Here is a 20,947-nt window from a genome sequence, read left to right on the forward strand (position 1 = left end):
CCTCCTAATGATTAGTAATGTTTATTTCAACATAAGAAATATTAAATGAATCAGTGCAATGCATCCCATTGGATAGATCAAAGTTCTGGAGAACCTATTTTTAAATTCGTTCTGAGGATGCTTTTCGAAAAAAAAGTGTAACACGGTATGTATGATAAAAAATACATCTAGTACCCAGAATGTTATGGTCTGATAGGAGCTGAAAAGAAGTGAGAAGATGATCGTATACAGTGGAAGATGAATCCATGTGAAATATGTATATGCTTTTTCTGCTTCCATATCTTTTAATACGATAAACAATTTCCATTCGGATCGTCGGATCGCATCCATTTCATGCAGTAGAAACAGGGAAAGGTTAAACAGAAATAAGATCAATAACAAGCTTGGCATCATTATCCTCCTCATTTAATTTTCATGGATCGGTTGGGAAAGGCATTAAAAGTCATACGTGATTCACACTGGAAAAGTTCCGGTAACATGAACAAAAGCGCTACTCATATCACAAAGAAATGATTGAAGATTTGAGCAATTTTTGACATATGTACCTGTAGGTGCTTACTTCCTCATAATCCATATTGTATTTCTGCTTCACATCTCGTACAATTTGATGAAGTAATTCTGCATTGCGTTAATGTGAGTGGATTGAAATGGAATGATAATTGGAAGCTGTTTATGAGAAAAGGGGAGAATCACTTGGAATCAAAGGAACTATCGAGAGGGTTGAAACCCCGCCATGTTGAGCTGATTGCGCTCGGCGGAACGATTGGCGTGGGGCTGTTCATGGGATCGGCAAGCACGATCAAATGGGCAGGTCCGTCCGTATTACTGGCCTATTTGCTGGCCGGGATCATTATCTTTTTTGTTATGCGTATTATGGGTGAGATGTTGATTCAGGAGCCGGTGACCGGTTCGTTTGCAACATTTGCTCACAAATATATTGGTCCGCTTGCCGGGTTCCTCACAGCCTGGAGCTATTGGTTCCTATGGGTTACGGTGGGCATGGCCGAAGTTACGGCAATCGGGATTTATGTGGGGTACTGGTTCCCGGATATTCCACAATGGATTCCTGCGCTCATCGGGGTATTCATTATTGCGGCTGCCAATCTGGCAGCAGTTAAGTTCTATGGCGAATTCGAGTTCTGGTTTGCGATGATCAAGGTAACCGCCATTGTGGCTATGATTGTTATCGGAACAGGTCTTATTTTCTTCGGATGGGGTAATGGAGGACAACCGATCGGTTTGTCTAATCTGATTAGTCATGGAGGTTTCTTCCCGGGAGGTATCAAAGGATTCCTGTTTGCACTATGTATCGTAACAGCTGCTTATCAGGGCGTTGAAATGGTCGGAATTACGGCTGGAGAAGCAGAAAATCCGAAACATACACTGCGCAAAGCGATCAAAAATATTGTGTGGCGTATTCTCATTTTCTACGTAGGTGCGATATTTGTGATCGTTACGTTGTATCCGTGGAACGAGGTAGGAGAGACCGGAAGTCCATTCGTGCTCACCTTTGCCAAAGTCGGCATTGTTGCAGCGGCAGGAATTATTAACTTCGTGGTCCTGACAGCAGCGATGTCGGGATGTAACAGCGGGATCTACAGCGCAGGACGGATGTTATACACACTGGCAGAGAACGGACAAGCACCGGCTTTTTTCAAAAAGCTGTCCAAAGGTGGGGTTCCCCGCAACAGTATCGTGGTAACCATCTCGCTTCTTCTGATCGGGGTTGTACTTAACTATCTGATGCCGGATTCGAAGCTGTTCCTGTACATTTACAGCGCAAGCGTATTGCCAGGAATGGTGCCTTGGTTTGCACTGGCGTTCAGTCAGTTCAGATTCAGAAAGCGCTGGGGTAAGGAACTCGAGGAGCATAACTTCAAGTCCAAATGGTTCCCGATCAGTAATTACATCATTATTGTGTATCTGATTCTGGTCATTATCGGTATGGCCTTCAATCCGGATACACGTCTTCCGCTGATTGTGGGTGCAACGTTTATGGCGATTGTAGTGGTTGGTTATTATGTATTTGGCATCGGCGGCCGTCAGAACAAAGCTAACGATCCCAAATAAAAGGCAACAATGATGATGCATTTCTTGAACATACCTGTGACTCGCAAAGAGTCTGTATGTTCAAGAAGTGCTTTTTTCAGTTTAAATACCGGGCAACTCGGTTACAAAGGAAAGAGTGAACCTTTACACAGATGAAATTCACAACACAACACATACATTTGAACCGAGGAGGAACCAAACATGGCTACGCAAGATCAGCATTCGATTCAAGATCCAACGACACAATATCCGAAGGCAACGAAAGAGTGGAAGCAACAGCAGGATGAGCCGGGATTGCAGCGTGAGATGACTCCTGTTCCGGATTGCGGTGAAAAAACGTATAAAGGCAGCGGCCGTCTAACCGGGCGTAAAGCGGTTGTTACCGGTGCGGATAGCGGGATTGGCCGGGCGGCGGCCATTGCTTATGCACGTGAAGGAGCGGACGTTGTACTCTCCTATCTGCCCGAAGAGGAAGCGGACGCCAAGGAAGTGGTGCAACTGATCGAGGAAGCGGGTCGAAGAGCCATTGCAGTTCCAGGCGATCTGAAGGATGAGAAATACTGTGAACAACTGATTGAAACGGCAGTCAAAGAACTAGGCGGCATCGATATTCTGGCGAATGTGGCGGGCAAACAGCAGTTTGTCGAGCAGATCGGAGATCTAACGACAGAACAATTTGATGCTACGTTCAAAACGAATGTGTATTCCATGTTCTGGCTTAACAAAGCAGCGGTCAAACATATGAAGGCAGGCGGCTCTATCATCAACACGTCATCCATTCAGGCGTACAAGCCATCACCGATTCTATTGGATTATGCAACAACAAAAGCATCCATTAATACCTTTAGTAAAGCGCTCGCCCAGCAAGTCGGCAGCAAAGGTATTCGTGTGAATGTTGTCGCGCCAGGGCCGGTGTGGACACCATTACAGATTGTTGGTGGGCAACCTGTAGAGAAACTGGCTGAATTCGGTAACAATACACCGCTAGGCCGGGCAGGGCAGCCTGCCGAGATGGCTCCAGCATACGTATTCCTGGCGAGTCAGGAATCCAGTTATGTGAGCGGAGAGACATTGAATGCCAATGGTGGTACGGTTAGTCCGTAATCGATTCATTCACGGGATTATGAATAGAGGTTGTCTATTGGCAGCCACATCACTTGTTTCAATTGTTACGTTATATTGTCATTAAAAAGGGAGAAAGCAGTCGTTCAGCTGCTTTCTCCCTTTTGCATGTCCCGAGGTAAACTCCAGACATTAATGATATTCATGAAGCAATGAATGCGTATTATTTCTGTTCTGACTTCGTTTCCAATAATACATAGCTACCCAAGGTGGCAAGCTGCGCGTTATCCAACAGGGCTTCATTTACGGCAGTCAATGCTTCACCTGCTGCTGTCATCAGTTCATCGGAGTCAACCGGTGAGGCAAAACGAAGAATGACAGAGGTCTCGCCTTTTTTCAGATGTGTTTCGGCCTTGCTTTTGTATTCACTAATGGAATCGACTTCAAGGTCGTTCTGCACATAATAATCGTTTGCGTCACTTTCGCCTTTGAACAACCCGAGTTCGGAATCGAGCCAGTAGTCCTTGTCTGCTACCGTCTTCTGACTTGCAGCCGTCTCATCATTGGCATTGTACAAGAAATAAGGAATACCAGAGTTCGTCAGGTTATTGGTTGCATCCACATTTAACCACTCGTTTCCGATTTTCACCTTGTTCCATGCATGCGGTACACCGCTAGAGGTTCCTGTAACCACAATGCTCTCCAAGCCGGACAGATCCGAAAGCAGCTTGTATACCGAAGCATAACTTGCACATACACCTACTCCTTTAACAAGAATACCGTATGTGGTGAATGAATCGTTAAACTGTGCATCCACGTGCTTAAAGTTATTTTGCTCTGCATTTTCAAGCGCAGCATCATCATATTTCGCATTATCATTCAAATAATCGTAGATGGCTTTGCGTTTCTCATCATCGCTCATGCCTTGTTTGATGATTGAAGCAACGACATCTTTGCCTTTGGCAATAATCTCATTTTGTTTCTTCTGGATATCTGCGGCCGTTTCGTTGTAATGAATTGAAAGGGTCAGTGTGCCATAGTTATATTCGAAGCCTTCTACCCCAAGAATCAGTGGATTCTGGTACATGACTTTCAAGACAACATCCGAGAGTGTTGTGAAATTCTGAGCTTCAGGAAAAGCTTTCAGGGAGATACTGTCCTGAGCAGCAATCATATTTTTAGCCAGAACTTCTTCCAGCGCAGAATCTGCATTCATAAAATCATTACCAGTAGCTGGCTCGGGCACGATCTCCTGATTACCTTGTTCTACATTTTGCTCGGTATTGGACTTCTGCTCGTCGACAAGGTTCTGCTGGGATTCTGTATCCGGAGTAGATGTCTCTTCCGAAGGATCACCGCCAGATTCGCTTGCCGTTTGATCGGTAGCTTCTTTGCTGGTAGTTTCATTGTTGTTAATAATCGTTGGTACATCCGGTGCAGGTACATAAGGTGTATTATTTTTAGGCTCAACGAATCCATTACTGGAGTCTGCCACACGTTGCTGTGTAAGCTTATCTAGATCTTCCTGAGTGACATTCTCTACGCGGACATAATTTTTAAGTGCTGTTCCTTTGACGTGAAAAGGAATGACGGTTTCATTGAAAGGTGAAATTTCAACATTCGCCGTATCATAAACAAGCGTTTCACGTGCCAAGGAGCCGTCATTGTACTCTACCGTTATTTTCTGTGGCAGGTCGTTAACGCTTTTCAATTTGTCTCGATAGAGTTCTTCTTTTAGTGCGGATGGTAACTGGGAGGCTAGTGGGGCCGTGGCGATTCCGTTACTAAAGTTCGATTCTTTGCCTTCCCCGAGCGCAGTAACATAATATTCTCCCTGAATACCGGAATTCTGATGTGTTGTAACGATGTCATTATAAATACCGAGGCCGCCTCTGCCGTCTTTCATAAAATCATTAAAGGTCGTCTCGGTTGTGGTTGCAATAACCAAAGGTGTACTTTCACTATAAGCGTTCTCGGCACCTTGAAGAGCAAGATTATTAGGATCGAAAATTCGATTTCGATCGATACGTTTATAAATTTTATATTGGGTGGCACCTTCAACTTTGTCCCATGTAAGCGTTAAACGTCTGTCTTTGTCGATTACATACCTCAATTTAGGTACGGGCAACTCCGATTTTACTGTAAACGGAATGATAAGTGGTTGATCAAGCAAGGTGGGATTCTCGGCATCCGGATCATAGTTTAGGCGAATATAATAGATTGGAGCTCCGCCCCAACCGCTACTTCCTTTGGTTTCCATTGCTTCAGAGCTTAACACGCCCCAGCTCAAGGGTTTAATCGATACGCTGCCATCATTAATTTCTGGAAGAGCATATACCTTACTTGCTTTTAGTGCTTTAATATCGGTATGTACGGAGATAACATCGTCTGAAGATAAGTTTAATTTTCTAAGATCACCTTTAAACTTAAATGTAAATTCTTCATCCTGCGCCACATTATACATAGGCATAATTGCTTTTTCCGAGGCTGTGCCATACTTTTCTTTCAAACTTAAAATGCTGGAGCCTTGCTTGGATTCGGTTGATTTGTTATCCGTGGGGCTACTTTCCTGATTATTACTCTGGCAACCAGCCAGAAGCAGGGTGAGGGCGAACATTATAAAAAATAGTCGTTTCATGGTACACCGCTTTCTACTTATTCTGGGTATAACTTATTTTAAATCCTCTTACAATGCGAACCTCCTATTAATTTCCTAATACTTTTGATAGTTTATGGTCATATCTACTTATTGTCAAGGTGGGTGTAGGGGGGGCATAGACTTGTAAATAGGAAGAATATACCAATGTTTTTTTATGCATAACGATGATAGAAGGTAAAATTATAAATCTCAACAATTGAGCAGAGGAGGAGAAAATAGAAATAGCCTTTCTTAATATATAAGAGAGGCCTAATTTGGCTTTTTATAAATTACCCCACATGCTGTGATACATTTCTATGTATAATTCTTAACCCGGTACCAATACGAATAGGCGTCGGTATATCCCAATTTTGCATATAGTCGCCGTGCCGCTGCATTGCCCTCGACCACTTGCAGATAACTTGAAGTAGCACCATGGCTTTTTCCCCAATGCAACAAATGCAAAATCATCTGCTCTGCCAGACCGCGGTTACGGTAGTCCGGATCTGTAATGATGTCATGCAGTCCAATGAATCCACGTTCAACCACACCTAGCCCACAGGCCACTATACAGCCGTCAACAGACAGTGTGATGAATCCCGTCATTGCGCGGACATTGAATAACATCTGTGTCATGGTTGCCCGAAACTCTTCACTGACCGCATTTAAACGGCAAAAATGATCTAACCATTCCTTCGTTAACTGCTCATTGATGTGTGCCTCCAAATGTTCAGGAACTTTCAGATCCTTCAGATCTCGAAGTTGTACAAGCGTTTTATCTACAACGACATAACCTTTATCTTGTAAAAGTTGATCCAATTCTTCGGGTTGAACGAACGGTGTCATTTTAAAAATGGTATTTAATTGGTTCGAGCTGTAGATATTCTCACATGCCTTGATCTTTTCATGCACATCCAGAGTAGAAGGGTAGAGCGGTTGAACGGAGTTGGCGCGTTTGGAATATCCTTCGGCAAAACGTAGCACCCAACCGTCATACAATGAGGTTGATAAAGGTTGCCAGTGGTTGAGCGTTAGTTCTTCAATCAGACGAAGTTTGTTTTCTGTTGCATACATGTGGCTTATCCTCCTCACATAGGATATAGACGATATAATATCGAATTAAATAATAATACATAATAATGTATAAAAATTCAATATAGATTGTTCGGATGTTATTCCTCTGAATGGTATAATCGATAAAGAGATCAATTTGTGGAATGGAGTACAAATAAACATGATTAACATAGAGATTCAGGGACACATGATTACATGTCATATCGAATTCGGTAAACGAAAAAAAGCCTCGATTACCATGGAACTGCCCTACATGGTCACCATTAAGGCTCCGAATGGCACGAGTGAGGAAGTGATCCGGCAACTGGTTATGCATCATGGAACTGAGATTGTACAAAAATCAGCTCGCATGCAGCAAGTCCTGGATGGTCCCCAAGCTAAGGAATATGAGAATGAGGGTAAGGGGGCATTTTTGCTCTTTGGCAAAGCCCATGCCTTGCATCAATTAATTCCGGTGGAGGGGTTAACAGAAGAAGAACTGCGTGCGAATTTGAAAAAGTTTTATTTTGCAGAATGCAAACGCATGATTGGGCAGCGAATTATACGTTATCAGCAGGAACTGAAGGTGAAGCCGAAGTCTATTGATATCGTAGATTCTCCTACGAAATGGGGGAGCTGTAGCTGGGACAAAAAGTTGACGTTTAATTACCGCCTTGCCATGGCGCCACCAGAGGTCATTGATTACGTTATCATCCATGAGCTGTGCCATATTCATCATATGAATCATGATCGCTCGTTCTGGCGGCGGGTAGGTAGTATTATGCCGGATTACAAGGACAAAGAAGATTATCTGATGCGTAATGGAAGGGCCATGACGTTGTAGAGTCCAATTAATTTGAAACAAAACAGGCTGAGGTTGCTGTCATTAGACATAAAGTACTCCTAATCCACATAAAATATTATCAAACATTCAACATTAATGTGGTTGTAAGTTCTACAGATGTTTAATAAAATGAAAGTAAGAAAAAATAAGAGTAGCCACGCCAATGGCTACTCCTGCACAGCATTTTGTGGTGTGATCACCTCAGAGTGGTGCATATATGACCGAAGTGACCCGCAACCTGGCGAGCAACCTGTGGCGGGTCACTTCTTTCTACGATCAATATAAGTTAACAATGCAAGAATGAACATTGCGAACACGAGTACGTCGTTGAAAGTGAAGTTCATATGATCACCTCCTTTCTCAGGAGATGATCAATACCCACCACAAATTGGCTGTACAATTTAAATTATACCAGTATAAAGGCACTCAGACGAGCGTCTTTTTTTGTTAGAATCTTTTCAACTTCAGCAGAAGAATATGGTCTGATGTAGTACAATAGAGCCAATATTACTCGCCGCGAACGACACTGAAACATACGTGGTGGAAGGAGCACAAGATGGATCAAAACGGACAGCACTCGGAACTGGTGAATGAATATATTGCTGCATTTCCAGCGGATGTGCAACTAAAATTACAGAGGTTACGGCAGATCATTCAGGAAGCGGCTCCGCTCGCTGAAGAAAAGATTAGTTACAAAATGCCTACATATGCGCAGCACGGGAATCTGGTTCATTTTGCCGCATACACGAAACATATCGGGTTCTATCCTGCACCCAGTGGTATTCTGGCCTTCAAGGAACAACTCTCCAGGTTTAAGGGCGCGAAGGGTTCCGTTCAGTTCCCACTTGATGAGCCATTGCCGGAGGAACTAATTCGCCAGATTGTTGAATTCAGAGTGAAGGAGAATGTAGAGAGGAGTCAGAAATGAAAAAATGCCTAATTGTACTTGATGTCCAGCGAGGACTTACCATTCAACGAGATGTATCGGCAACCGTATCAAAGATCGAATCGGTCATGGCCACTTTTGAGAGGAAGAATTGGCCCATTGTTTTTACTAAACATGTGGATGAGCAGGATGAAGAATCCTCACTCTACCGTGGGAAAGCAGATCATCTGGAGATTGTTGTGGATACGAAGCAACATCTGGTTTTGGAAAAGAACAAGCCGAGTGCTTTCAGTAATAGCGAATTGGAAAAATGGCTATGCGATCAGCAGGTTGAGCACGTATTCATTGTGGGCTTTAACATGGAGTATTGTTGTCTTTTTACAGCAATTACTGCTGAACATGAGGGATTTAAAGTAACGCTGATTGAAGATGCATCCGGTACGGTGAATACAGAAGAGACGTATGACATGGAGGGACTGGATATACCTGATTTTATTGGTTCGATTCTCAATTGGTCGGGTTGCATAGAAGTTTTATATACAGATGAATTTAGTGAAGTGTACTCCCAAGGAGTTGAAAAGTAGTATTTCTCTATAATATGGATGCCACTTCATTTCTGGTTAACAAAACATAAAAAAATCCGGATGAAGACTCATCCGGATTTTTTTATGTTTCTTGCTGATCTCTCACTGTTTCTACTCAAAGTAATAGGTAACATCGGAGTTGCTGGCCGCAGGGATCAGATACATAAAGTAGGGACTCACCTGTAGGTAGATGTTCAGATCAGACACACTGAGACTGCGAACCGTTAGATTGAAACGGCCATCTGCACCCACTGTGACGGTTTCCGTACGAATATGTTTTTCTTCTGGTGACGGTCCATGAATCTGAAAGGAGAACGTTTGACCCGCATATGCTGTAAGTGTTCCTCGTACGTTCAAGGTGCGCTCCGCTGTATATTCGAATTGTACATGACGATCATCAAGAATTACCTCATTACCGGTATCCGGTTCTTCAGGCTGTGTTCCGGGATCTTGGGGCTGCGTTCCAGGATTCTCTGGATCGGTCACAGGTTCCTCTGCGGACGGGCTAATCGTGAAAAATTGAGTTTGATAAACGATGTCTGCGTTGGAACCATCTTTTTTCTTCAATCCGGTAATTCGAACGGTAAACGTATCTCCATCCTTCAATGCGTTTAAGTTATCCGGACGGAAGATGATAGCATAGCTATATCCATATCCATCGGTATTTACGTTGAAAAACGCTTTGGCAGGATCACTGCTGGCAGGAGCTTTCCCACCGAAATTCCAGGTTTTCTGATCCGATGTTCGTGTAAGTTCTACCTGAACCTCCGAATCTGAAGGTTTTGCAAACACATCCGGGTTCAACTGTGCAGACCAGGCCTGCGACACATTGAAAGCTTCAATCGGAAACGCACCTTTGTTTGGATACAGGTTGTAATTGTAGCGCAGCTTTCCTGCCCGACTGGTATCCATCACCTGCATGGTGCTAAAATGACTTGCATAATTTTTGTTGTCCCGGGATGCGATTCCGAAGCCAACTTTTTTCAACTGCGGACTCAGAATCCAGCGACGGTGACCTAGTGCAGCAATGTTACTTGCGTCGGAGTCGTCCATATACGCTTCCACACTTTTAACAGCCAGATTGCCGGCAGCGCCATAGGAAGCATATAAATTGGAACTGGAGGCTGATTTGGCACCCAAGTCAAAAAAATCTTTTGGCATATCGGCAGGTCGAGCCGGAAAATGGCTTAGAGGACCGGTAGAGACAAGAACTGCACCGTGTTGAGCCTGAACGTTAAGCGTAGCATCCAGCACAAGATCGCCTTCCAGTCCCGAAAGGAAACGATAGAAGTTGGCCGCATTTAGTGCCTGTTGCAGAGACGATTCACTTAATACGCCAGCAACATAAGGTGCTGTGGTGGAAGGGGTTTGGATATATGTAGCGGGTTGATCCTTGTTCGACATCCATTGCGTCCATTTTTGATTAATTTCTTGCTGACTTCGCTCAGGCAACAAGCTGTCGACGGGGGCAGCTAAGGTCTGCTGTGCACCGAGTAGTACGAACATTAGACCAGCTAGAGGAAGCGTAAGCAGTGTGCGAATAACCTTTTTCCGAATAAACATCTTCTAATCTCCTTCTACTTCTAAAATGTAAATAATATACTTTCATTGTGTTTTATCGACAGTAGAGGATGTATTAGTTAGTTGATTCTAATAAAATGAACCTTTTGTACCATTGGATGAAGTTATGCGTAAATGAGCAGTTGATTCCATGAAAAAAGCACCTCTCGAAACGTACAAGCCGGATAACGATCTCCCATGCTTGCTTGTTCGTAAGGTGCTGTTTCAGTTTAACCGGAACCCGAAGTCTAATGCTATTTTAACGATGCTGTTCTTAACGTTCTTAATTCTCAGTGTATTCGTTAATGGCCATTTTTCCTTCTTCTACACGAATAAAGTAGGAGTAATCTTCTTTTACATTCAAGTACAGGTTAAGATGTTTGGTGTTTTGTTCATTTACCTTGACCGTTAGTTTGAAGCTTCCGTCTGCATCCAGCGTTACGTTTTCGGTCTGAATAGGCAGTACCTCTGGTGCTGGTCCGTTGATATCAATCGGAATGGTGTGACCGGCATAGGCTTTAAACGTACCTCGCAAAGTCAAGATGTGATCCACCGTATATTCGGCCTGAACTGTACCATCCGGGAGGTTCCCTTGTTTCTCATTGTCGCCTGTTGCGGTGACTTGTTCAGGTCTACCCCAAGGCTGAAATCCTTTTCCCTTCAAGTTCCTCAGAAATACAACAGCTTCTGCGCGTGTAAATAATTCCTTGCCAGCATAACCTTCGACTGTAGCTGATGTTTTGCCAGAGGAGTATCCCATGTTCAGCAAATACTGAATATTGTCCTCATCTTTAACATAGTTTCTACCGCCAAGACTGGCTACAATAATAGCAACCTCTGTTCTATTCAGCGCATGATTGCGTAGCTTAGGGTTTCGAATGCTGGCCTCTAGAGGAAGATTGAGTCTGGATGCATAGGTATAGTAACGATCACTCCAGTTCGCACCCGGAGCATCGGTCTTATCCATATACCGCAGGTATTTGGAGTCGGCATACATATTAAACAGCATGGAAAGAAACTCGGCTTCGCTCACCTGAGCATTGGGCCTGAAGGTGTCGTTTTCATACCCGGTAACCATATTTTGCTGAATAGCCCACAGTATATCATTTTTAGCCCAGTGAGCCTGAATATCTGTATAATGGAGCATTTTTTTGACTATGACCGTGACAACCGTTTCTTTCCCGGCAAAACGGATTCGTAAATCGGTTTTACCGACCTTTGTTCCGACAATTTTGCCATTCTGGATCGCGATCTTATCCGAAGATGTTGTGTAGGTCAGGTTGGAAAATGGAGAGTATAACGTTCCATCCCCAAGAATCGCTGTTACGGAGGGGGTGTCTACAGTGTCTCCTACTCGCAAAGTTAGATTTGATTTTGCAGGTGTAATCTTGGTTAAAGTCGGATCCTGCCCGCCGTCTACATGGAAGAAACGTGTCGTATAGGAGATTTCAGCGGGAGAGCCGTCTTTCTTTTGCAGACCTGTAATATGTACTTGGAAGGTATCACCGTTTTTCAACAACTGCACATCGTCAGGACGAAAAATAATAGCGCTGTTATCGCCGAAATTGGATGTCTCGACATTAAAATAGGCCTGCTCAAACCAGCGTCTATTGGAAGGGTCTACATTGTAGTATTCCAAAGGAAACTCAGACTTTTTTGGTTGATGGAACGTCCACTTCCGTTGATCAGAGGTTCGGATCATCTCAACTTGAACCTTTTCCAATTCAGGTTCTGCGAACACATTCTGGTTTAATTGAACGGACCAGGCTTGAAGCGCGCCGAAGGCTTCAATGGGAAAGTCGCCTTGGTTGGGAAACAGGCTGTAGTTATAAGGTGCAACTTGAGTTCTGCTTTGGTCAAAGACCTGCATGGCACTATAATAACGAGTTTGTTCTTCCTCTTGATGGGCAGCCAGTCCGAATCCGATTCGTTGCAACTTCGGGCTTAATATCCAGCGGCGATGCCCCACCCGATCAATATTGGATGCATCCGAGTCATTCATGTAGCCCTTGATGCTTCCGGCCAGTACATTGGATTTGCCATTGCTGGTGACATGCAGGTTAGACGAGGAAGCTGAGGTATAGCCTTTATCAAAAAAATCCTTCGGCATATCTGCCGGTTGTTCAGGGGAATGGCTAAGCTGCCCTCCGGTGGAGACAACAACAGCTCCGTGCTGGGCTTGCATATTCAAAGCCGGATCGAGTACCAGGTCTCCAGACATGCCTGCGATAAAGCGATAGAAGTTGGCAGCATTCAGACCTTGCTCCAGATATCTCTCATTGAGCAGTCCGGCAGAATAAGGGAAAACGGTGGAAGGTGTTTCGGTAAACATAGGGAGTGTTTGATCAACCCTCATCCACTCATTCCACTTTTGGTCGATTTCTTGCTGACTACGCTCGGGAAGCAAGCTATCGATCTGTTCTGCATGAGCGGTCTGCGTTCCGCCCAGAAGCAATAACAGGCCAGCGAGTGGCAGTGCAAGCAACGAACTGATTTTCATTTTTGTACCCATCATAAATCTTTAAAACTCCTCTCATCTTCAGTGCACACCCAAAGGGATACGCAAATGTAACTTTATGTATAGTAACTTTATGTATATATGTTATCGTCTGTTTCGTTGATTTTGCTTAGGGTGAATCCAGAATGAAAGGATTAAAAAAAGAACACAGGCTATCCTTAGATGCAGGATAACGTATGCTCCTCTTTCATATCGCTCATATCCAACTCGTTCATTCCAGATTTAAGTCGAAATCCGGCTGACACATATAATCAATGGGATATAGGTCATCTCGTGCTGATATCAATGCGCGGAAGTGAAGATACAGATTATTCGGTTGCTCCACAACGCCACCTGCTCGAAAAGGGACAAGCTCAGCCACAACGAAGACATCCTCTGCATTCGTACAGCGGAAAATAACATTGTTCGGATTAATAACTTCATCCATATAACTGTAGGTCATCACATGAAAGGACTGGCCGCGCCAGTTCGTCTGAATGACCCGGTACGACTGGGTTCGAATCAGATCAATGTAACGTTCCAGTGGGAAGGTATGCTCAAACTGCGTGATATAACCTTTCTGATCTACATCGATCGTAAATTCGACGTCATAGCTTTCGTTGAATTCTTCCTGATATGTACCTTTCATGATCTTCATCGTATTAAAGTGTGATCCAAATTCCGGATCGGTCACATAGGGAATAGAAATCAGTTCAGAATCAACATACTGTGAAATTTGACTTGTCGTGGACGGTGGCTGGTTATGCTTGGTTGGTCTCAGATCAATGGAACCGATCATGCTTCCGGGAAAACCGGGGTTGCAACTTATTCGCATAGTCATCTCCTTTGAATTATAGTCATCTAGTTGGACGAAGTTTACGGGAGAAAGTTGCACCTTAATATGGAAGGAATATCAAGATACAAATTCATCAGTTAACTTGAAGCGGGAGATTTCAGAGGATATAGTGTAGAGGGTATTCTACATTATCAATGACATATACATGAGGTATGGCTTCATGAACGGGAGGGCTAGACATGTTATCCACTAAAGTCATTGAACATTGCCGCGTAAAAGGCTGGTGGCATGAAGACGTGCCGGCTGAATATTGAGGAAGCATTGCGTAAGCTGGACATGGATCTGAACTCGGATTTTGCACAATTCTACCTTCATGCAGAGGATGGACCGACATTCTATAGTCGGCATCAGGAGCTCTACCAGATCTGCTGGGTGATCGAGAATACCGTATACCTGCAGGATATGCATATATCGCAACTTACACTGGGGTTACCAGAGGCATATATTCCGCTGGACAGCTTTGAAGGGGAAGGTGGATTTTTCTATAATCGCCAGACCGACGAGGTTGTGCTGGTTGAACTGGGGGAGTCCATCGAACGTTTCCTGAATGGAGAGAGCAAGCCGCAATGGGCGGATTTCAATGCCTTTCTGGAGTGGTATTTCGGTTTGGCGGAAGTGACCACACTGTAACAGTAAAAGGGTACTCCCGTGGCTATGAAGGCCAAGGCAGTACCCTTTTGCATGTTCCAACTTGATGAACGATATTTTACTTAGAGCTGGTGAATGGACCTTCTACGTTGTTCTTCCCGTAAGGGAAAAACTCATCGACGAGATCTTGAGGTGAGATCGATACGAAGACATGATCCAGGTCGGTCTTTTTCGCAAAATCTATAATGTCACCCGTATAATACCTTGGATCAATCAGATACACATCCGAGACAACCGTCGAGAGAAAAGAAATCATAGGTACGGCGAGGGAGTCCTTGATAAACATGACCTTGAGTCCGTTTGGATTGTCTTTATTCGTCACATGTACGATTCCCTGATTGCCATACAGATACGTAAAGTATTTGTCCGCTGTCAGGTCGTAGGGAGCACCCTTCACATTCAGGGGATATGTCGTAAGCAACGCATCCTCAAATCGACCATTTAAGGTAGCTTCCGTCTCACCTGTTTTAAAATAAAAAGAATAGTTGGTTTTGAATTTCGGATAAATCAGGTCAAAATCATCATCACCGGCGTACAATTTCCCGGTTTTGCGGCCTTGTGAGCCGATAAAGAAATCCTTATAAGGGATTACATTGTAGTTATTCATGTCTGTAAAATAATGCTCGGGATCGAGCGGCTTATGGTACAGCCCGTCCAGATGTTGAACCAGCTGGCCGAAGGCCCAGAAGGCCGTTTTGATTTTCCAGTGATGATCGGTTGTGAAAAACAAATCCTTCGCCGGTATGCCGCTCTCCAATAATCCTTCGCGCAGATCCAACGTGTCGATTCCGCTCTGCTTCAGATGATCCAGAAAACCATCGGCCGTTTCGTTATTGTAGTTATAAGGAATGCCTTCCGGAAATGTTGTATAGCCACGTACATATTTGTCAGGTGTCATAACATACGTAAGCTTGGTTTTTGACCCCAATTGTGCCCCTAGCTCGGCAACCCGATCAGAAAGTTCTTTCGTATCCGTTGGCCCCGTGGCGAAATACGTATAGTGAAGCTTACCCTCCGTATCTTTGACGACCTCGAAGTTGTTCTCTTCGTTCTTCCACATGAGTGACTGCAAGTATCCGTAGGCTTCCACGAATCCAAACTTTTCAAAAACGTGCTCATTGATATCTGCATCCAGTTCGTTGATGATACCTTTGGCATTGGAGAAGCGGTAGTCCGCTGACGCCAGTGTTTTTTTCAAAGGCTCGAAAGAATGAATCATATTCAAGATCGAGAACGTGGCGAGCGCAAGAATGAAGAGGAAGGCGGTCATTCTCTTTTTGGCAAAAAAGTTATGCATATGAAATCCTTCTCTCAGAAATTAAAATATATGAACGGGTTGTATGTTCCTTTGACCAAATAGGATACACATACAAGGAACAGAGCAATAATGGTCACCGGGTAAAGCAGTTCAAGCGGTTTACCGAAGCGTACACCATCCACCATCCATTTGTTCATCCGTAAGGCAAGTGGTGTGGAGAACAGAATGCCTAGAATGAAGAAAAGGGCATATTCCTTCATGAACATCCAGGTCGTATTACTCCAGAACCCGTTACCATACAGTCCGAACATATTGCCAAGGTAGTTGCCAGCCTGTAACAAGTCCGGTGAACGGAAAATCACCCATCCAATAACTACGATAAACATGGCATAGAAATGTCGGAGCGGAGCATACCGTGTGCTCTTATCCAGGTTGAAAATTTTCTCGAGTGCAATGAACGCGAAGTTGATTAATCCCCAGATCACAAATGTCCATTCCGCACCGTGCCAGATGCCCGTCAGTCCCCAGACAATCAGCAGATTGCGGATCATTTTATCCTTGTTGCTAACGCGTGATCCTCCCAGCGGGAAGTAGACATATTCCTTGAACCAGGTGCCGAGCGAGATGTGCCAGCGGCGCCAAAATTCGGTGATGGAGCGTGAGATATACGGATACCGGAAGTTTTCTTCAAACTTGAAACCAAACATAAGTGCGAGTCCAATCGCCATATCCGAATAACCCGAGAAGTCGAAATAAATCTGCAATGTATAGGCAATCGCTCCCAGCCAAGCCAGACTTGAAGCGATATCGCCTGTTCCGCCCATGCTGAATGCATGATCGGCCACAATGGCCATGCTGTTAGATAACAGCACTTTTTTACTCAAACCCACAATAAACCGGCAACAGCCGACCGCGAACTTGTCCCAGCTTTCCTTCCGATGCATCATCTGATCCGCAATCATGTTGTAACGCAGAATGGGCCCAGCTACAAGCTGAGGGAAGAAGGAAATATAGAGGGCGACATAAAACGGATTTTTCTGCACATTTCCATGTCCGCGGTACACGTCAATGACGTAGGAGATCGCATGGAAGGTGAAAAAGGAAATGCCGAGCGGCAACGCAATATGCGGAATGCTGAAGCCAAAGCCTGTACTTTCATTGACAATGCGCAGGGCAAACGCCAGGTATTTATAAACAAACAGCATACCCAGATTGGCAACTAGCATCACGGTGATAACGGTATAAGCGGCAGTGCGCCGATCCCGGTACTTGTCCACGAGCAGTGCGAAAACGTAATTCAGTGCGATGGAGACCAGCATAACCAGCACAAAGCGTGGTTCACCCCATGCGTAGAAGAACAGGCTTGCCACAAGCAACAACATATTTTTCAGCGTCACAGAAAACCGCAATATATAATACAGCCCGAGCACAAGCGGCAAGAAATAAAATAAGAAGACTACACTGGAAAAGAGCACTGCCTTTCCTCCTTGATGATGTTAATGATGAAATAAAAAAGCTACATTTTAAATATCCGCTTGGACCTGCGATGATTCATCGAACGTTGCTTCCCCGCTTGTGAGCCGTGCTGAAGTTTGCGCCAGAGCCAATATGGAATAACCACCGCGAGTCCAATCAGAAGAAGGCCGATTCGGATCATCCATTCCATCCATGGTTGTAACCATACGGTGGAAGGTTCAAGGACTTTGGGAACCTGATCAGGTGAGGGAATGAAACGCGGCGTTCCATCCGCTTCCTTCATCTGCATCGCCGTGGAACGATCAAGTTTAACGTTATAATCGAGATTCCACTTTTGATCCACCAGCGCTCGAATAGTCACCGAATCGGTTTTTGCGGCGTCCGTTCCAATGGTTAGTAGGCCACCCGTTGTGATTGTTACACCCTGTACAGGATGAGCAAGCTGGAAATTCACTTCTACTTCTGGCGTTTCCAAAGCTTTCGATGCTCTCGCCTGTAGGCCACTAACGGTATACGTTGCAACCGATTCACCGGCCACCGGTTTCACGACTCGTTCATCACCTTTGATCATTACAGAAGATAATTGGTTTTCTGCAACAGCTTCTTTCCTAGGTACCAGTTTGATATTTCCAACGCGGTAATTCAGCTGTGCGTTCTCAGTCGTGGTCATTGTGATGCCCCAGCTCAGCATTTTCTCTGGTGTGACACGGCCAACCGTAGCTGCATGATTTCGAACCATGAGGCTGGAAAAGGGAACACGAACCTCCCCCTCAAACCCGGGCTCCAGTCTTATCAACCCATCTACGGGATGAACCAGCTTCGGTTCTTTGGTTGCTTTGGGAATGAGGATGACATTGCGTTGATCCGCTACTGTTAGTGCCGATTGATCCGTTCGTGTAATGACAACGTTTAGTGGCAGCGTCTGATCGGAATCACTGCGAATCGAGAACCTTAATTCGCTGTAGCCTGACCAGTCCCTGTTCTGCAGCTCATACACATAGGCGGAGTAATAGCCCTTTTGTAGTTCCTCTGTCGAGGTGTTAATCTGTAAGCTGCCGTTACGATTCAGCTTGGACTGCACTTTGGCTCCATTATTCCATACCTTTATAGAACTCTCGCTCCACTGCAACTGATCCGGCTGAGCCAAAGCAGTAGAAGTGATGAGGTATAAGCTTGATAAACCTGATAAACCTGTGAGGATTGCGACAAGCAGCCATTGCTGCCATTTCGTACTCATGCGTTCTGTGCCTCCATGTTATAAATAGGCCATCTCGTCGAGTTCATCACTCGAGATGAAGCTTTTATTCTGTACTGGGCGTTTCGGTTTGTCTGCCTCGGTATACGCCACATTCCATTGTTTCAAAAGAGCTTCCAGTTCAGGCATTTGTCCATTTCGGGCAATGTCCTGAATATTTCTGATCCGGTACAGAATGCCATGTTTGCTTCGCATCGACTTTACCCACATACAGTCAAGAACGAGTCCCTCGGCAAGCGGCAAACGAAGCTCATAGACCAATTCCTGCCTTGATATGTTCAAAAGCAAAAATTCATAGTTAAAGTCCATCAGCATAACGGTTCCATATTCGGGTGTGTCCAGTTCATGGTTCAGCGGAATGCGTGCCAGCTTGCGGTTGGACATGAGGCCTACTTGTCCGCGTTTTACAAAATTCAGACGGATGTCCTCAAATGTACTGATATCTTTATCCAGCTTCTGCGGAAGCGTAGGCTCGCGGTCATACACAATATGTAACAACTGACGCTTATCCTGTTCTGTAATCTCGTGCACTTTAAATGCATACTTCCACTTATTACCGAATGAAGTTACGTGAGTTACCTTGGCTGTAAACTCGCTTGAATAATGATCCGTTACCAGACGTACAGCAAATTCGGCTTCGCTCGGGATGTATCTCGGTGTATCCAGTACGATGGCGATCCCGCCTTCCGAAATATCATGCGTAACCGTGGACAGCGTTTCACCTTCAGTCGTTAGTGTACAGTCCACAGCAGCCAGAATACGCTCATAGTTGCGGAACACTTTACGTCCGCTGAGGAAAAAGATCGACATCATAATGTTGTAGAAATTAATCAACAGCCAGTATAGAACAACGAGAAATCCAATGGTGCCCTGACTAAATGTCCAGTGAATGCAGTTGACGATGCCGATTATAGAGAGCACAGCCAAGATCAGATGCGGAATGATCTGTTTGAGCTGGTAGCTACGATCGTTATGAGCACCGTCTTTACGAGTCACTGCAAATTTATTCATGGTGATGCCCAGTGTTTCCAGAATGACCGCAGGTAGCAGTGAAGGAAAAAGAATAGTTTCGTATACATTCGTCCATTTCGTAGTTCGAATATTACCTGACAACATGCGCAGACACATATTCGTTAATAGATACATCGGCAGCCAGAACACGAGAATTTCCAAAATGGTACACTTCACCACGAGCACACCGAACACAGCAAACAGAATGGGTGACATGATATACAGCACTCGTTTAAGACCGGAATACCAATAGGTTATAGAAGAGATATAATTCAGTCTTTGGGCAAACGTAAGTCCGCGCTTGAACAAGATATTCATTTTTCTGCCCGTTTGAATACATCCGCGTGCCCAGCGTTGGCGCTGTTTGATCAGGCTTTTCAGATCACCGGGAGCAAGTCCGGAAGCAAGTACTTTATTGGTGGCAAAACAGCGATACCCTTTGCTCTGCATTTCAATGCCAGTGGCAAAATCCTCTGTAATGGAACCAGTATAGAAACCACCCACATCTTCGAGTGCCTGCCTCGAAAGTACCGTGTTGGTTCCGCCGTATATAACGGAGTTGGACTTGTTCCGCCCGACCTGCACATCGCGATAGAAGTAGTCCTGTTCATTCGGAATTCGAGCTTCGGAATACAGATTATATTGAAACTGATCGGGATTATAGAAGCTTTGCGGAGTTTGCACGAAGCCAATCTTTTCTCCTGTCAGAAAATAAGGCACGCAGGACGTCAGAAAATCATGCTTCGGAATCATATCGGCATCAAACGTGGCGATTAGAGGGGAGGAAGTATGTTTCATGGCGTTGTTCAAGTTTCCAGCTTTGGCGTGGATGTGCTCTGTCCGGGTCAGATAGTTAATCCCCATATGATCAGCCAGTTTTCGCATCTCGGGACGATTGGAGTCGTCACACAGGTAGATATGTACTTTGGAGCGGTCCGGATAATCCATATTGAGACAGCCGTTAATCGTTTTGAAAAGCAAGGATGCAGGTTCGTTATATGTAGCTATAAAAACATCAACGTCAGGATACAATGACTCATCAACGACAGGAAGTTCAGGATATTCAAGCCGGGTCATGTTATAAAAATGCACAGCGAGTTCAAACATACCAATGAGTTCGACAATCAGGAGGGCAAGACCGGCGGTCACGGCAAGCGGGCCATGGCCGAAAGGAATGGTGAAGAAGGTACGCCATATGACGTAAATACAAGACATGATCACCGTTGCGGTAACCAGCATTTTTTTGCGTGTGCTTAAACGATTCAAGGTG

General features: G+C 44.6%; 16 protein-coding genes. 6 read left to right on the forward strand and 10 right to left on the reverse strand.

The window, feature by feature from the left end:
• Positions 1 to 21: 21 nt before the first annotated feature.
• A complete protein-coding gene (locus tag H7T88_RS29035) occupies positions 22 to 405 on the reverse strand; it encodes a DUF6713 family protein (protein ID WP_312027607.1) in 384 nt (127 codons plus the stop codon).
• Between the two features lie 288 nt (positions 406 to 693).
• Here H7T88_RS29035 and H7T88_RS11080 point away from each other — a divergent pair, with 288 nt between their 5' ends.
• Both H7T88_RS11080 and H7T88_RS11085 read left to right on the forward strand, forming a co-directional pair.
• Positions 694 to 2,070, forward strand: coding sequence for an amino acid permease (locus H7T88_RS11080; RefSeq protein WP_221788462.1), 1,377 nt, complete (start codon positions 694 to 696; stop codon positions 2,068 to 2,070).
• 180 nt (positions 2,071 to 2,250) lie between these two features.
• A complete protein-coding gene (locus H7T88_RS11085; RefSeq protein ID WP_221788464.1) occupies positions 2,251 to 3,153 on the forward strand; it encodes an SDR family oxidoreductase in 903 nt (300 codons plus the stop codon).
• A gap of 181 nt (positions 3,154 to 3,334) precedes the next feature.
• Here the strand turns inward: H7T88_RS11085 and H7T88_RS11090 are convergent, their stop codons facing one another.
• Both H7T88_RS11090 and H7T88_RS11095 read right to left on the reverse strand, forming a co-directional pair.
• Positions 3,335 to 5,749 (reverse strand): transglutaminase domain-containing protein, encoded by a 2,415-nt coding sequence (locus tag H7T88_RS11090; RefSeq protein WP_221788466.1) that lies wholly within the window; start codon positions 5,747 to 5,749, stop codon positions 3,335 to 3,337.
• A 315-nt stretch (positions 5,750 to 6,064) separates the two neighbouring features.
• Entirely contained in the window at positions 6,065 to 6,823 is a 759-nt protein-coding gene (locus H7T88_RS11095) for a GNAT family N-acetyltransferase (RefSeq protein ID WP_221788468.1), read from the reverse strand.
• A gap of 163 nt (positions 6,824 to 6,986) precedes the next feature.
• On the opposite strand from H7T88_RS11095, the gene H7T88_RS11100 reads away from it, so the two are divergent.
• The 3 genes from H7T88_RS11100 (at position 6,987) to H7T88_RS11110 (ending at position 9,116) form a co-directional block, all read left to right on the forward strand.
• A complete protein-coding gene (locus H7T88_RS11100) occupies positions 6,987 to 7,646 on the forward strand; it encodes a M48 family metallopeptidase (protein ID WP_418792769.1) in 660 nt (219 codons plus the stop codon).
• 556 nt (positions 7,647 to 8,202) lie between these two features.
• The gene (locus tag H7T88_RS11105; protein ID WP_221788470.1) at positions 8,203 to 8,574 is read left to right on the forward strand and encodes an iron chaperone; all 372 of its coding nucleotides are present in this window, start codon (positions 8,203 to 8,205) and stop codon (positions 8,572 to 8,574) included.
• Positions 8,571 to 9,116 carry a cysteine hydrolase family protein gene (locus H7T88_RS11110; protein ID WP_221788472.1) on the forward strand — a complete coding sequence of 182 codons (546 nt, stop codon included), beginning with the start codon at positions 8,571 to 8,573 and terminating at the stop codon, positions 9,114 to 9,116. The genes H7T88_RS11105 and H7T88_RS11110 overlap by 4 nt, the downstream gene beginning before the upstream one ends.
• A gap of 111 nt (positions 9,117 to 9,227) precedes the next feature.
• Here the strand turns inward: H7T88_RS11110 and H7T88_RS11115 are convergent, their stop codons facing one another.
• The 3 genes from H7T88_RS11115 to H7T88_RS11125 all read right to left on the reverse strand — a co-directional run bounded on the left by H7T88_RS11115 (position 9,228) and on the right by H7T88_RS11125 (position 14,008).
• Positions 9,228 to 10,679 carry a CAP domain-containing protein gene (locus tag H7T88_RS11115; RefSeq protein ID WP_221788474.1) on the reverse strand — a complete coding sequence of 484 codons (1,452 nt, stop codon included), beginning with the start codon at positions 10,677 to 10,679 and terminating at the stop codon, positions 9,228 to 9,230.
• A 280-nt stretch (positions 10,680 to 10,959) separates the two neighbouring features.
• Positions 10,960 to 13,191 (reverse strand): S-layer homology domain-containing protein, encoded by a 2,232-nt coding sequence (locus H7T88_RS11120; RefSeq protein WP_221788476.1) that lies wholly within the window; start codon positions 13,189 to 13,191, stop codon positions 10,960 to 10,962.
• Positions 13,192 to 13,405: 214 nt separating this feature from the next.
• On the reverse strand, positions 13,406 to 14,008 hold the full coding sequence (locus tag H7T88_RS11125) for a hypothetical protein (RefSeq protein ID WP_221788478.1): 603 nt from the start codon (positions 14,006 to 14,008) through the stop codon (positions 13,406 to 13,408).
• A 249-nt stretch (positions 14,009 to 14,257) separates the two neighbouring features.
• Here H7T88_RS11125 and H7T88_RS11130 point away from each other — a divergent pair, with 249 nt between their 5' ends.
• Entirely contained in the window at positions 14,258 to 14,659 is a 402-nt protein-coding gene (locus tag H7T88_RS11130; protein ID WP_260510834.1) for a hypothetical protein, read from the forward strand.
• Between the two features lie 76 nt (positions 14,660 to 14,735).
• Here the strand turns inward: H7T88_RS11130 and H7T88_RS11135 are convergent, their stop codons facing one another.
• From H7T88_RS11135 to H7T88_RS11150, 4 genes are read right to left on the reverse strand one after another with little or no spacing between them, the layout of a single operon-like run.
• A complete protein-coding gene (locus H7T88_RS11135; protein ID WP_221788480.1) occupies positions 14,736 to 15,974 on the reverse strand; it encodes an alginate O-acetyltransferase AlgX-related protein in 1,239 nt (412 codons plus the stop codon).
• Positions 15,975 to 15,988: 14 nt separating this feature from the next.
• Positions 15,989 to 17,410 (reverse strand): MBOAT family O-acyltransferase, encoded by a 1,422-nt coding sequence (locus H7T88_RS11140; protein ID WP_221788482.1) that lies wholly within the window; start codon positions 17,408 to 17,410, stop codon positions 15,989 to 15,991.
• 41 nt (positions 17,411 to 17,451) lie between these two features.
• Positions 17,452 to 18,648, reverse strand: coding sequence for a carbohydrate binding domain-containing protein (locus H7T88_RS11145; RefSeq protein WP_221788484.1), 1,197 nt, complete (start codon positions 18,646 to 18,648; stop codon positions 17,452 to 17,454).
• A gap of 18 nt (positions 18,649 to 18,666) precedes the next feature.
• Positions 18,667 to 20,943: a glycosyltransferase gene (locus tag H7T88_RS11150; protein ID WP_154891690.1), complete on the reverse strand. Its 2,277-nt coding sequence runs from the start codon at positions 20,941 to 20,943 to the stop codon at positions 18,667 to 18,669.
• Positions 20,944 to 20,947: the final 4 nt, after the last annotated feature.

Origin of the sequence: Paenibacillus cucumis (ex Kampfer et al. 2016) (assembly GCF_019748695.1) — a bacterium.
Lineage (GTDB): Bacteria > Bacillota > Bacilli > Paenibacillales > Paenibacillaceae > Paenibacillus > Paenibacillus polysaccharolyticus.